At 71.7% G+C, this 14,130-nt stretch carries 9 protein-coding genes and 1 pseudogene; 7 read left to right on the top strand and 3 right to left on the bottom strand.

What is annotated here, in order from left to right:
- Window positions 1–40: 40 nt before the first annotated feature.
- A complete protein-coding gene (locus AB0H86_RS18830) occupies window positions 41–949 on the top strand; it encodes a 5-dehydro-4-deoxyglucarate dehydratase (RefSeq protein ID WP_362439268.1) in 909 nt (302 codons plus the stop codon).
- A complete protein-coding gene (locus tag AB0H86_RS18825) occupies window positions 946–2,205 on the top strand; it encodes a glucarate dehydratase family protein (RefSeq protein ID WP_362439265.1) in 1,260 nt (419 codons plus the stop codon). The genes AB0H86_RS18830 and AB0H86_RS18825 overlap by 4 nt, the downstream gene beginning before the upstream one ends.
- A 188-nt stretch (window positions 2,206–2,393) precedes the next feature.
- On the opposite strand, the gene AB0H86_RS18820 is transcribed toward AB0H86_RS18825, so the two are convergent.
- From AB0H86_RS18820 to AB0H86_RS18810, 3 genes are read right to left on the bottom strand one after another with little or no spacing between them, the layout of a single operon-like run.
- Window positions 2,394–3,290 (bottom strand): RNA polymerase sigma-70 factor, encoded by an 897-nt coding sequence (locus AB0H86_RS18820; RefSeq protein ID WP_362439262.1) that lies wholly within the window; start codon window positions 3,288–3,290, stop codon window positions 2,394–2,396.
- A gap of 40 nt (window positions 3,291–3,330) precedes the next feature.
- Window positions 3,331–3,717, bottom strand: coding sequence for a DoxX family protein (locus AB0H86_RS18815; RefSeq protein ID WP_362439259.1), 387 nt, complete (start codon window positions 3,715–3,717; stop codon window positions 3,331–3,333).
- A gap of 18 nt (window positions 3,718–3,735) precedes the next feature.
- A complete protein-coding gene (locus AB0H86_RS18810) occupies window positions 3,736–4,944 on the bottom strand; it encodes an FAD-dependent oxidoreductase (RefSeq protein ID WP_362439256.1) in 1,209 nt (402 codons plus the stop codon).
- A gap of 238 nt (window positions 4,945–5,182) precedes the next feature.
- On the opposite strand from AB0H86_RS18810, the gene AB0H86_RS18805 reads away from it, so the two are divergent.
- The 5 genes and pseudogenes from AB0H86_RS18805 (at window position 5,183) to AB0H86_RS18785 (ending at window position 13,996) form a co-directional block, all read left to right on the top strand.
- Window positions 5,183–7,063 (top strand): DapH/DapD/GlmU-related protein, encoded by a 1,881-nt coding sequence (locus AB0H86_RS18805; RefSeq protein ID WP_362439253.1) that lies wholly within the window; start codon window positions 5,183–5,185, stop codon window positions 7,061–7,063.
- Between the two features lie 70 nt (window positions 7,064–7,133).
- Window positions 7,134–7,415, top strand: coding sequence for a hypothetical protein (locus AB0H86_RS18800; protein ID WP_362439250.1), 282 nt, complete (start codon window positions 7,134–7,136; stop codon window positions 7,413–7,415).
- Between the two features lie 158 nt (window positions 7,416–7,573).
- Window positions 7,574–8,632 (top strand): NAD-dependent epimerase/dehydratase family protein, encoded by a 1,059-nt coding sequence (locus AB0H86_RS18795; protein WP_362439247.1) that lies wholly within the window; start codon window positions 7,574–7,576, stop codon window positions 8,630–8,632.
- Window positions 8,633–10,275: 1,643 nt separating this feature from the next.
- A pseudogene (locus AB0H86_RS18790) lies at window positions 10,276–10,647 on the top strand (C40 family peptidase); the annotation flags it as partial.
- Between the two features lie 433 nt (window positions 10,648–11,080).
- A complete protein-coding gene (locus tag AB0H86_RS18785; RefSeq protein WP_362439715.1) occupies window positions 11,081–13,996 on the top strand; it encodes a glycosyl hydrolase 115 family protein in 2,916 nt (971 codons plus the stop codon).
- Window positions 13,997–14,130: the final 134 nt, after the last annotated feature.

The raw sequence follows: 14,130 nt of genomic DNA, 5'->3' as shown, positions 1-14,130 counted from the left end.
GATATGAACCCACGCACATGCTCGTAGTTTCGAGGGAGCCATGAAGTTCCACGGAGTGCTGTTCTTTCCGGTCACACCGTTCGCCGCGGACGGGTCACTGGACGAGGGACGGCTCGCCCACCACATCGAGGCCGGAGTGGCCGCGGGCGCGGGCGGTGTGTTCGTCGCCTGCGGCACCGGCGAGTTCCACGCGCTGACGTCCGACGAGATCGAACGGGCCACGCGGGTCGCGGCCCGGACGACCGCGGGCCGGGTGCCGGTCCTGGCCGCCGCGGGCGGCCCGACGCCGGTCGCCCGCGACCAGGCCGCCCGCGTCGAACAGGCGGGCGCCGACGGCATCCTGCTGCTGCCGCCGTATCTGGTGAACGCCCCGCAGCAGGGGCTGGTGCGGTACGTCGAGGAGGTCACCGCCACCACCCGGCTGCCCGTCGTCTTCTACCAGCGCGGCACCGCCCGGCTCACCGAGTCGACGGCCGCCGAGCTCGCCGCCCTGCCGAACGTCGTCGGTCTCAAGGACGGCATCGGCGACATCGAGCGGATGCACCGCATCGTCCGCGCGGTGCGCGCGGTGCCGGGCGGGGCGGACTTCCAGTTCTTCAACGGCCTGCCCACCGCCGAGATGACCGCGCCGGCCTACCGCGGTATCGGCGTCGACCTGTACTCCTCCGCGGTGTTCGCCTTCGCCCCGGAGATCGCCCTGGCCTTCCACCGGGCGCTCGCCGAGGGCGACGGGACACTCGTCAACACGCTGCTCGACGAGTTCTACGGCCCGCTCGTCGCACTCCGCGACGAGGTCCCCGGATACTCCGTGTCCCTCGTCAAGGCCGGGGTGACCCTGCGCGGCCTGGATGTGGGCGGGGTACGGGCGCCCCTGCTGGACCCGACGCCGGAGCACGTCGCCCGGCTCGCGAGACTTCTCGACCACGGCCTGGAGGTGATCGCCGCATGAGCACCGCCGGTGACACGAGGATCCGCGAACTGATCATCACCCCGATCGCCTTCGGTGACCCGCCACTGCTCAACTCCAACGGCGTCCACGAGCCCCTCGCGCTGCGCGTGATCCTCCAACTCGTGCTGGAGGACGGCACGGTGGGGCTCGGTGAGTCGACGGGCGGCACCGCACGGCTGGAACGACTTCACGCGGCGGCGCGGGTGGTCGTCGGGATGGACGTCTTCGACACGACGGCCGTCGCGGCCGCGATCGACGCCGCCCTGCTGCCGACCGTGCCCAGCTCCCACGAACGGGGCTGGACCACCTCCGCGGTGGAGGTGGCCTGCCTCGACGCGCAGGGCAAGCTGCTCGGGCGCCCGGTCAGCGACCTGCTCGGGGGCGCGGTCCGCGACTCCGTGCCGTTCGCCGCGTACCTCTTCTACAAGTGGGCCGAGCACCCCGCCCTCGACGGCCGCGCGGCTGTCGGCGACGACTGGGGCGAGGCCCTGGACCCGGCCGGCATCGTCGAGCAGGCGCGGCTGATGCAGGAGCGGTACGGTTTCCGGTCGTTCAAGCTCAAGGGCGGGGTCTTCCCGCCCGACGAGGAGATCGCCGCCATCAAGGCGCTGGCGGAGGCATTCCCCGGGCAGCCGCTGCGGCTGGACCCCAACACGGCCTGGACGGTGGAGACGTCCAGGTGCGTCGCCCGCGAACTGGACGGTGTGCTGGAGTACTTGGAGGACCCGACCAAGGGCATCCCCGGTATGGCGGAGGTCGCGAAGGACTCGCCGCTGCCGCTCGCGACCAACATGTGCGTGGTCGCCTGGGAGCATCTGAGGCCCGGGATCGAGCAGAACGCGATCCAGGTCCTGCTGACCGACCACCACTACTGGGGCGGGCTGCGCCGCACCCGTGAACTGGCGGCCGTCTGCGAGGCGTTCGGGCTCGCGCTGTCCATGCACTCCAACTCGCATCTCGGCATCAGCCTCGCCGCCATGACCCATGTGGCCGCGGCCATCCCGAACCTGGACCACTCCTGCGACACGCACTACCCGTGGAACTCGGCGGACGACGTGATCGTCCCCGGTGCGCTGGAGCTGCGCGACGGCGCGGTCAAGGTCCCCACCGGCCCGGGTCTCGGTGTGGAACTGGACCACGAAGCCCTGGACCGGGCGCACCGGCTGTACGTGGACTCCGGGATGCGCAGCCGTGACGACACCGGCTACATGCGGCGGATCCAGCCGGAGTACGAGCTCAGGCTCCCGCGCTGGTGAGAGGACGCACCCGGACCTCGACGGGGCGAACACTGCCTGCCCCGGCACTGGCACCCCGTGCCCGGCCACCGCTCTCCGCGTGAGCCGGGCACGTGCGGGGCGCGCGCTCTCGGGGCGGTGTCCTCCCGGGACGGTGATCGACGCCTTTTCCCGGCCCGGGCCACCAGGTCCGGCCCCGGCACCGGTGTTCATCGCAGGGTGAGCGGGGTCTCGGATTCGAGACGGGACAGCTTCTCCGGGTTGCGGACGTAGTAGAGGCCGGTGATGCGGGCGTCCTCCAGACGGATCGCCATGACGCCGTCGATCTCCCCGTCGAGGCGTACGAGGAGCGCCGGGTTGCCGTTGACCACGGTGGGAGCGACGGTGACCGGGCGCTTGTTCTTGCCGAGACCGCCGATCAGAAGGCGGGCCACCTTGTCGGCGCCGGTGATCGGCCGCAACGCGGCCTGCTTGATGCCGCCGCCGTCGCCCATCAGGACGACCTCGGGGGCGAGCACGTCGAGCAGGCCCTGCGGGTCGCCGGTCTCGAGTACGCGCCGGAACGCCTCCAGAGCCGCCCGGGTCTCGCTCGCGGAGACCACCTCTCGCGGGCGACGGGCCTCGACGTGCCGGCGCGCGCGGTGGGCGATCTGGCGGACGGCCGCGGGGCTCTTGTCGACGGCGGCCGCGATCTCGTCGTAGCTGACGTCGAAGGCCTCGCGCAGCACGAAGACGGCGCGCTCGGTCGGCGACAGCGTTTCGAGGACGAGCATGAGCGCCATCGACACACTCTCGGCGAGCTCGACGTCCTCGGCCACGTCCGGCGCGGTGAGCAGCGGCTCGGGCAGCCAGGGGCCGACGTACGCCTCCTTGCGGCGACTCATCGTGCGCAGTCGGTTGAGCGACTGCCGGGTCGTGATCCGGACCAGGTAGGCGCGCTGGTCGCGCACCTGCTCCAAGTCGACCTTGACCCACCGCAGCCAGGTCTCCTGAAGGACGTCTTCCGCGTCGGCTGCGGATCCGAGCATTTCGTACGCGACGGTGAAGAGCAGGTTGCGGTGGGCGACGAAAGTCTCTGTCGCCGGGTCGGTGGCGTTCTCGCTCATGTCTCTACCCCCTTCGTTCTTCGTTCCGTTTCGTCGATCGTCACTGGCCGGTGAAAGGCTGAGGACCGAAGCGGCCCCACGCGACGAAGACCGCGAGCGCGAAATAGACCGAGTTCAACATCACGAACATGAACTGGCCGAGGCGGCCATGGGTGATCATCGCGCCTGCCATGAGCAAAATCCAGCAGACGGCGGTCACCGGCACCATGACCGGCGCGATGTCGAGCACGGCGGGCAGGGTCAGGCCGACCGCGGCCAGGATCTCAAGGGCCCCGAGAGTCTTGACGAAGCCGACGCCGGCGTCCTGGGTCCATTCCCCGCCATGCTGATCGGCCAGTTTCTCCTTGGGTACGAACGCCTTGGTGATGCCGCCGACCAGGGCGACCGCGGCCAGCAGTCCCGTAGCGATCCAAAGGGTGAGGTTCACGGGGTCTGTCTCCGTTGCTCAGAGCTGGACTGTCTGTTCAGCGGTGGCCGGTGCCTCGCCGCGTTCGGCCAGCAGCTGCTGACGCTTGGCACCTCCTGAGACGCGGTGCAAGCCGTAGGAACCGGGCTTGCGTGCCTCGCCGGCCAGATGCTTGACGATGCCCGTGCACACGAACTCCTTGAGCCTCGCGCCAGGGCGACCGTCGATGTGGAACCACAGCGCGACGTCGTTCCTGTGGGCGAACTGGAAGATGCCCGCGCGTCGGCCCAGGCTGATGCACTGGCCGGCGAACACCTGGTTGAGGGTGGAGGGCTGCTCACCCGCGATCCTGCTGAGCACCGTGTCGGCGGCCCGCGCGCCCAGCGGCATCGCTGCCTGGCAGCTCATCCGCAGTGGCAGGTCCGACGGTGCCGCCGAGTCGCCGGCCGCGACGATGCGCACGTCGTCCACGCTGGTCAACGTCTCGTCCGTGAGCAGGCGGCCCAGGGCGTCGGTGCTCAGCCCGCTGCGCGCGGCCAGGTCCGGCACGCCGAATCCGGCGGTCCAGATGGTCACCTTGCTCGGCAGCTCCCGGCCGCCGCTGAGCCGCACGGCATCGCGCGTCACGGCCGTCACCGTCGCGTCGGGGCCTTCGAGCACGGTCACACCGAGTTCGGCGAACCGCTTGGCGACCGAGCGTCGGCCCCGAGGATGCAGGTACGGGCCGAGTACCTCGCCGCAGACCAGGGTCACGGCGCGGCCCTCCTCCGCCAGCTCGGCGGCGGTCTCGATGCCGGTCGGGCCGGCTCCGACGACCGTCACCGCGGCCGTCGCGGGCGCGGCGTCGAGGACCGGCCGCAGCCGCACCGCCTCCTCGAAGGTGGCGATCGGGTAGGCGAACTCCGCCGCCCCGGGCACACTCGGGTCGGCGCTGCCGCTGCCCACCGCGTAGATCAGGTAGTCGTAGCCGACCGTGCCGCCCGTCGCCAACGTCACCCTGCGCTCGGCCGCGTCGATCCGTGTCACGGTGTCGACCACCAGCCGGACGCCCTCGGCCAGGACCTCTCGGTAGTCGACGACCGCGTCGTGGGAACCGCCCACCAGTTGGTGCAGGCGGATCCGCTCGACGAAGGTCGGGCGCGGGTTGATCAGAGTCACTGTCACGTCGTCGCGCCGCGTCAGGCGATCGGCGGCCATGACGCCGGCGTATCCGCCGCCGATCACGACCACATCGATGTTCTCAGTCATGGTGTCTCCTTCGGTTCCAGGAAGTCGACTCCGGGAGTTCGGCTCCAGGGGTTCGGCTCCAGGGGTTCGGCTCCAGGGGTTCGGCCTCAAGACACCGTCTGATCGATCGCTGTGACAGCCTGTGAGGCAGATCACTCCACAGCCGGGGGCCCGTGGGCTCGGTACACGGAGTCCTCACGCTCGGAGCCGATGCTCAGCGAACGCGCGCCACCGGGGCGGAGTGACTAGCGTGCGGTTCATGGATCACCGACCTGGACCGTCCGTGCGGCACTTCGAACACTGCCCCTGGCTGTTCGCCGACGAGGCGAGCGAGGACCAACGTCTGGCCCAGCGAGAGCGGCAACTGTCGATAGGCGGGGACAGCGAGATCGGCGAGCAGTGCTACGTCGCCGAGTCGGCGGCGGTGTTCCCGGACCGACTGCGGCTCGGGGACGGCTCGTACCTCGCCGCCCACGCCTATGTGACCGGGGAGTTGACCACCGGCGAGGACTGCTCGCTGAACCCGTTCACGACCGTGCGTGGTGCCGTGGCGCTGGGTAACGGGGTCCGGATCGGGGCGTACACCTCACTCCTAGGCTTCAACCACTCCATGGCTCCCGACCGCCCGGTCTTCCAACAGCCCCTCACCAGCAGGGGGATCAAGATCGGGGACGACGTGTGGATCGGCTCGCACGTGGTCGTGGTGGACGGGGTGACCATCGGCGACCACTGCGTGATCGGTGCCGGGGCGGCGGTGACCAGGGATCTGCCGGCCTGGACGGTGGCCGCCGGGAACCCGGCGCGGCATATCCGCGACCGGCGTGACGTCGGATCGAGCCGTGCCGACGGTACCGAGTCGAGCGGCTTCGCCGGTCACGTGGCCGGTGCGGAGTCGGGCCACTCCACCCGCCCCGCCACCGTCGCAGCTCCACGCCCATCCCCCCGTCGCACAACCGGCACCGAGCTGAGCCGTTTCGCCGACACCGTCCGTGCCCAGGCCCCCGACCTCCTCGCCCGCTGCTGGGACGGTGACCGTTACGTCGACCGTCCCGGTGTCGCGCCCACCGTTCGGGCCCACTGCGACGCCGTGGAGATCGCCGACCTGCTCCTGGGATCCGCGCCCGAGCAGTTGACGGCCGCCGAGCACACCGGACGCCTGGCCGCGCTCCAGGATCCGCGCACCGGGCTGGTGCCGGAGTTCGGCGAGAGCCTGTCGGAGGACGGCTTCCCCCGGTCGGGGGCGGCGCTGTACCACGTCCTCTGCGTCGGCTACGCCCTCGACCTGCTGGGCTCCTCCCTGCCGCATCCGGTGCGCGGAGCAAGGCAGATGACGGCCGGTCACCTCATCGGCCGACTGGACGAGTTGCCCTGGCGTGACGAGGCGTGGGGCGCCGGTGCCTGGGTCGACGCCTGGGCCACGGCCGCCCACTGGAACCTGCGGCGTTCCGAGGACGGACGTGAGGCCGGGCGTGAGGCCGGGCGTGAGGCCGGGCGTCAGGCCGGGCGTCAGGCCGGGCGTCAGGCCGGGCGTGAGGCCGGAGGTATGGAACCGGGCGCGGTGGAGGCGCTGTTCGGGTGGCTGCTCGCCCGTGCGGATCCGTGGACCGGGATGTGGGGTTCCGCCTCGCCCGAGTCGGGCCGGTTGCAGGTGGTCAACGGCTACTACCGGCTGACGCGCGGGTCATTCGCCCAGTTCGGGTTGCCGGTGCCGCACCCGGAGCGGGTCGTGGACGCGGTTCTGGACCACGCCCGCGACGCGCGGTACTTCGGCGCGGGCCAGGAGAACGCCTGCAACGTCCTGGACGTCGCCCACCCCCTGTGGCTGTGCACGCGTCGGCTCGGGGCAGACGGCGGCCACGGATACCGTACGGCCGAGATCCGCGCGTGGGCCGAGCGGCAGTTGGGTGCGGCTCTCCCCCGTCGGCAGGACGACCGGGGCTTCGGGTTCGGTCCCGGCACCTCGGGCCCCGGCCCTGAACCCGGCCTCCAGGGCACCGAGATGTGGCTGGCGATCATCTGGCTCCTGGCCGACCTGCTGGGCCGCTCCGACGAGCTCGGCTACCGCCCACGCGGCATCCACCGCCCCGAGCCGGCTCTCCGTCCCGGAACTGACGGCGCACGACGGCACGCTGAGTCCTGAGAACTCGACCGGCCGTCCGGGGACCCGGATCCCCTTCGCACGGGATGACAGAACGAGAGGCGTCACAACGATGGCTGGAACCACGACGGTCTACCTGCTGTGGCATGTGCACCACCTCGCCGAAGTGGACGGCGAGATCCGGCACTTCACCGAACCGGACGACTTCTGGTCCGACGACGAGGCCGGTGACGACGTCAAGCACCTCGGCACGTATTCGAGCCGCGAGGCCGCGCGCGAGCGCATCGAGCGAGCCCGGCAGCTCCCCGGATTCGCCGACGAACCCGACTGCTTCTACATCCAGGAGTCCGTCCTCGACGAGGACGAGTGGACCGAGGGATACGTGGTGGCGTAGCACAGACCCCACCCCGACAGCAGAGATCCGACCCCGCCGCCGTCCCTTGCCATTCCCATTCGGCAGGGACATGCCCGACCCTGTCCGAGGGCGTGGATCGTCGCGCCCTCGGACGGAGCGGTGACCGGAACAGATGACCGCAATAGAGGAGCGCACGCGTGGGCGGAGTCGGGGAGAGGGCCGTGCTGGTGACCGGCGGCAGCGGTTTCGTCGGCAGCCATCTGGTGCGACGGCTGCTGGAGCGGGGCCACCGCGTCCACGCCACCGTGCGCGGCGTCACGCACACGGCGAAGGTGCGCCCGCTGCGGGAGATGCAGCGGGCGTTTCCGGACCGACTGACCCTGTTCGAGGCTGACCTGCTGCGGGAGGGCTCCTTCGACGAGGCGATGACCGGCTGCCGGGTGGTCTTCCACGTGGCGTCGCCGTTCTTCATGCCGGAGAAGATCAAGGACGGCCGCCGGGACATGGTCGATCCCGCGCTGCTCGGCACCCGCAACGTGCTGGCGAGTGTGGAGCGGACCCCGACGGTCGAACGGCTGGTGTTCACCTCGACCGTCGGCGCGATCTTCGGTGACTACGCCGACGTCCTGGAGATGGACGACCAGGTGCTGTCGGAGAAGTACGTCAACACCACCAGCACAGTGGAGAACAACCCGTACCACTACGCGAAGACGGTCGCGGAACAGGCCGCGTGGGAGGCGGAGGCGGCCCAGGACCGCTGGCGCATGGTGTCCGTCAACCCCGGCCTGATCCTGGGCCCTTCGCTCGCGCCCGCCTCGGAGTCCGGCAGCCTGTTCCTGCTGGAGGAGCTGTTCAAGGGCTACTTCTTCTACGGCGCCCCGGACTTCAGCTTCACGACGGCGGACGTACGGGACGTGGCCGACGCGCACATCGCGGCCGCGGAGCACGCCGACGCGAAGGGCCGCTACATCGTCGCGGCGCCGACGATGACGTCCTTCCACGAGATGGCACGCGTCATCCGGACCCGGTACCCCCGCGATCCGCGCCTCCCCCGAACCGCCCTCCCGCACTGGCCGGTACGGGTTCTGGGGCCCGCCTTCGGGCTCACCCAGGACTACATCCGCAAACACCTCGGCATCCGGTTCCGGGTGGACAACAGCAGGAGCGTGCACGAACTGGGCGTCACCTACCGCCCGATCGAGGAGACTGTGCTCGATCACTACGAGGCGTGGCGACAACGACCGGGCAGGAGATGACGAATTCATGCCCCCTGAAAGCACAGAGGGATGAAGGTCACAGATACGTATCGGACATTTAACACTTCAATCTTCACACTAGTCACACAAGTTGGCTAAGTTGGCTTGTGGACCACACGACTCCTCCGGCGAACCCGCCGAGTCGCGTGCCCCAGCACGGAAGGAGTACGGCTCCCATGGCGCCGGAACGAACCTCGCGCCCCGCCGGCAGCGGTCTCCCGGGTGTGCGCAACTCCGCGCTGGCCACGGCGGCCCTCACCTCGGTGGCCCTGCTCTCACAGACCGCGGGCGCCGCGGCCGCCACGGGAGACGACGCGCCGAGCCGGGACGAGGTCCAGCAGCGGGTCAACAGCCTCTACGACCGCGCCGAGACCGACACGGGGACCTACAACGCGACTCGCGCGGCGGCGATCCCGCGCCAGCGGGGCGGGGCGCCCGCGAGTACCGAGCGTCGCGGCGCCGGTTCGGCCACCGACAGCGCCGGTGAACCCGCCGCCCCCGCGATCACCGATGTCGCCCGGCAGTGGTTCGACGTGGCCCGCGCCAAGCTGGGCCCGACCGTCCCCGCCGTCCTGCCGTCCGACCGGACGCCGGCCCGTCCGACCCGTTCACCCGCGGCCCGGCCCTCGCGCCCGGCTGAGCCGCCGACGAACGCCCTCGCCCTCGAAGGGCCGAAGACGGCCGACCGGGCCGTCCCGGAGCTGACCGCCGGGTCCGCCCCCGAGTTGACCGCCAGGTCCGTCCCGGCACTGCCGAGCGCGGCGGAGCCCCGGCAGGATGCTCTCAGGGCGCTGCCCGCGGGGTCCACCGCGCCCGCCGCACCCGCCGCTCCCGCCGCCGACTCCGGGTCGTCGCCGTTGCGGGCCACCAAGCAGCGCAACCAGCAAAAGCTCGCCCAGGCCCGCGAGTTGCTGGCCACCCACCGCTCCGCGCAGCTCAGCACGCCGCTCGCGGCGATCGAGTCCCGGCCGGCCGAGAACACCTGGTCCGCTCCGGCGGAACCGGCCCTCGCCCATACGGGCACCCAGTGGCAGCTCCTCCAGCAGGCCGACCTCACCCCGGATCTGCCGGTCGCCCCGAACTACCCGCCCTCCGCGGACCTTCCGGTCACGGCCGACCCCACGTTCATCACCCCCCTGCCCGCCGACCCGGCCGCGACGCTCACCCCCGGCCTCCCGGTCGACCCCGCTTTCACGACCATGTCGGGCCTCCCCACCACGGCGGCCGCTCCGTACGCCACGAACCCGCCGACCGCCCCGGCCGCCGCATACGGCACGGCCCTGCCGGTCGCCCCGAGCTACCCGCCCTCCGCGGACCTCCCGGTCGACCCCGCCTTCACGCCGACACACGGCGTGCCCGTGATGCCGGCCCCCGGTCTCCCCACCACCCCGGCCGCCGCGTTCGCCACGAACCCGACCACCCCGGCCGCCGCGTTCGCCACCAACCCGCCCGCCGCGCCCACCTACGCCCCCGCGCCGGTCCTGCCCGCCACCCCGGCCCCCGCGTACACCGCCGGCCTGCCGACCGACCAGGGCTTCGCGCCCACGCCCGGCCTTCCCGTCGCCCCGGCCGCCGCCTTCGCCGCAGCCCCGCCCGTCGACCCGACCCCCGTCCCCGCCGCGCCCGTTCCGGCCGGCCAGGCGGCGGACGCCGGATACGACCTCAAGGCCGCCAAGGTGGTCGCCTTCGCCCGCGCCCAGATCGGCCGACCGTGTGTGTGGGGCGCGGCCGGGCCGGGATCGTACGACGCCTCCGGGCTGACCCAGGCCTCCTGGAAGGCCGCCGGGGTCGGACTCCCGCGCACCGCGCAGGGACAGGCGGCCGGCACGGCGGTCTCCCTCGCCGACGTCCGGGTCGGGGACCTGATCTTCTTCTTCGACGACCTCAGTCACGTGGGCCTCTTCATCGGCAACGGCATGATGATCCACGCGCCGGGTCCGGGAGCGTACATCCGCGAGGAGTCGGTCTTCCACGCCGGCGAGTCGGCGATCCGCGGCGCGGTGCGCCCCGCCTGAGACCGGGTGCCGCCAAGGCGCCGACCACGTCACGCCGGCCGGGCCGCGCGGGTTCACCTCGAACCCGCGCGCCCGGCCCGCCGCTCTGCGATCGCCTCCGGTTCCTTCCGCGCGCCATCCGCGCCGGCCTGGTTTCCTCACCCCTGCACACCTCCACCCCACGCACCTCCACCCCACCCACGCACACCTCTGGACGCCCCCTCCGTGCCTGTCCTAGGGTGCGTAGCAAGCGCTTTCTGGCCTGACCATGCCAATGCGTGCCCGCCGTCTTCTCCCGCTCTCCGGCCATCTCCCGACCGTCCATGCGCTCGGCTCCGCCGCCGGCCCGCACCCTCAGCCGTCGCGGGCCGGCGCGGAAAGGCAGCGTCTCGTGCCGCACCGCGAACCGCAGGTCCCGCCGCAGCCGCCCACCCGCAAGTCGTTCCTGCGCGGCATGGCCGCCGTCGGGGTCGCCCCGCTGCTCCCGGCGGTCCTGCCCGCCGTCGCCGAGGCCGCGCCGTCGGAGCGCCCGGCGTTCCCACTGGCCCGGGACGGCGCCGCCGTCGACGTGTTCGTGGACGCGGCGGACGACCCCGCCGTGATCCGCGCCGCCGGGGACCTCCAGGCGGACGTGGAACGAGTCACCGGCGTCCGGCCCCGGCTGCTGCGCGCCCTGCCCGAACGGGCGGCGCTCCTGGTGGTGGTGGGCACCCTGGGCGCGAGCCCGGTGGTCGACCGGCTGGTCGCCGACCGGCGTCTGGACGTCTCCGGGGTGAAGGGCCGCTGGGAGGCGTCGGTGACCCAGGCGGTGGACCGTCCGCTGCCCGGAGTGGACCGTGCCCTGGTGATCGCCGGAAGCGACCGGCGCGGCACGATCTACGGCGTCTACGACACCTCGGAGCGCATCGGGGTCTCGCCCTGGTACTGGTGGGCCGACGTGCCCGTCGAACACCGCGACACGGTGACCGTGCCCGCGGGCCCCCTCAAGCGGTACGAGCCGTCCATCCGTTACCGGGGCATCTTCATCAACGACGAGCAGAACCTGACCACTTGGTCCCACCGGACCCAGGAGCCGGACAAGAACATCGGGCCCGAGACGTACAGGCGGGTCTTCGAACTGCTGCTGCGTCTGAAGGCCAACTACCTGTGGCCCGCCATGCATCCGTACTCGGACTTCTTCAACAAGCACCGCGAGAACCCCGAACTCGCCGACGAGTACGGCATCGTCGTCGGCTCCAGCCACCCCGAGGCCCTGCTGCGCAACGGCGTCCACGAGTGGGATCCGTGGGCCGCGGAGCACCGGGGTCCGGACGGCAGCCTCCCGGTGTACGACTACACGGTGAACCCCACTGTCATCTCGGACTACTGGAGAGCCCGGGCGAGACAGAACGCGGCCTACGAGAGCAGTTGGACGCTCGGTATGCGCGGTCTGCACGACAGCGCGCTGGAGACCAAGTACGCGACCACCATCCCGGAGAAGGTGGTGGTGATGAACGACATCATCGCCGACCAGCGCCGGATCCTCACCGATGAGGTCGGTGCCGCCGCCGAGCCGCAGATCTTCATCCCGTACAAGGAAGTGCTGGAGCTGTACAACGCGGGCGTCCGGGTTCCCGAGGACGTCACGCTGATCTGGCCGGACGACAACCACGGCAACATGCGCCAGCTGCCGAACGAGGCGGAGCGCGATCGGCCGGGCGGCAACGGCATCTACTACCACCTCTCCTACTGGGGACGTCCGCGCAGCTACCTGTGGCTGGACACCACCCAGATCGCCAAGGTCTGGCAGGAGTTGCGCCGGGTGTACGAGCACGGCGTCGACCGGATGTGGATCTTCAACGTGGGTGACGTCAAGTCGATCGAGACCGGCCTGTCCTTCGCCATGGACGTGGCCTGGGACGTGGACCGGTGGAGCGCCGACGACGTCGAGGACTTCCTGGCCGAGTGGTACGGGCGGCAGTTCGGGCGGCGCCACGGGCGGGAGATCGCCGAGATCCGGACCGAGTACTACCGTCTCGCGGCCGAGCGGCGACCGGAGTTCATCGACCGTCAGATGTTCTCCGTCGTGCACCACGGCGACGAGGCGGGACGCCGGCTCGCGGCCCACGACCGGCTGCTGGTCCGGACCCGGGCGCTGGGCGCCACACTGCCCGAGGCCTACCGTGACGCCTTCTACGAGCTCGTCGAATACCCGGTGCACGGGGCGTACTTGATGAACCTGAAGTACTACTGGGCGGACCGCAACGCCCTGGCGGTCCGGCAGGGGCGCGGCGCGGGGACGAACCGTTTCGCGGACCTGGCCGAGGCCGCCCACGCCGAGGAGGTGGCGATCACCAAGCGGTACAACTCCGAGGTGGCGGGCGGGAAGTGGGATGGGATCGTCAACCCGTACCCCTCGCAGATCCCGAAGGCTCCCGGCCGGCCGGCCGTCACCCGGATCGCCCGGAGTGAGACCTCCGGGCTGGGTGTGGCCGCCGAGGGCAACGAGACCGGGACGGACCGGCCGCTGTCCTTCTCCTCGTTCACCCGCGACCGGCGTTTCGTGGACGTCTTCAACACCGGTTTCCTGGCGCTGGACTGGACGGCCGAGGCCAGTCACCCCTGGGTGCGGCTGAGTACGGCGGGCGGCTCGCTGACCGAGCAGACCCGGGTGTGGGTGGAGGTGGACTGGGCGCGGGTGCCCGAGGGCACGCACAGCGCCACGGTCACCGTCGGCGGGGCCGGGCAGCGCGTCGAGGTACCGCTGCGGGTGGTCGACGACGGGGAACGGGCGCGCCGTCGGACACGGGGGTTCATCGAGGCCCACGGGTATGTGTCGATCGACGCCGTGCACACCGAGCGGCGGGTGGCGCGCGGCGGGGCCCGCTGGCGGACCGTGCGCGGGCTGGGTCGTCGTACGGGTGCCGTCGAGGCGGTTCCGTCGACCGCGGCGCCGGTCACCGGGGACTTCGCGAGCCGGGCCCCGGAGCTGCGGTACCGGGTGCGGTTCGCGAGTGCCGGGAGCTTCGCCGTGACCGTGTTCCGGCTGCCCTCTCTGGACGAGCGCGGTCTGCGTCGGGTGGCGGTCGCCCTCGACGACCAGCCGGCCACCGTGCTGTCCGGCCAGGCGATCGCCACCGGCAACCGGGGGGACGCCTGGGCCCGCAACGTCGAGGAGGGCGTCGAGAAGCTGACCGCCACCGTGACCGTCGGCGAACCCGGCGAGCACGTCCTGCGGCTGTTCATGGTGGACGCGGCGATCGCCGTGGACCAGATCGTCGTGGACACCGGGGGCCTTCCGGTCACCTATCTCGCGCCGCCGGAGAGCTACCACCCGGTGTTCAACCCGGACCCGGGGTACGCGCCGGGCGTGGACGCTCCCGTCCGGTAGGGCTCCGTTCGCGATCGCCCGGCCCCCGGGAACGTACGTTCCGCTCGAAGGCCCGTGTGGGCCGCCGGTCCCCCGCGCCGGCGGCCCACACGGAATCTGCGGGGCCGCGCCGGGTGACGGCCGCGGCCTGTTCC

The organism is Streptomyces sp. NPDC050997, from assembly GCF_040660135.1.
In the GTDB taxonomy this organism is placed as follows: Bacteria; Actinomycetota; Actinomycetes; order Streptomycetales; family Streptomycetaceae; genus Streptomyces.
The sequence above is the reverse complement of the archived record's forward strand: the minus strand, read 5'-3'. Positions and strand labels throughout refer to the sequence as shown.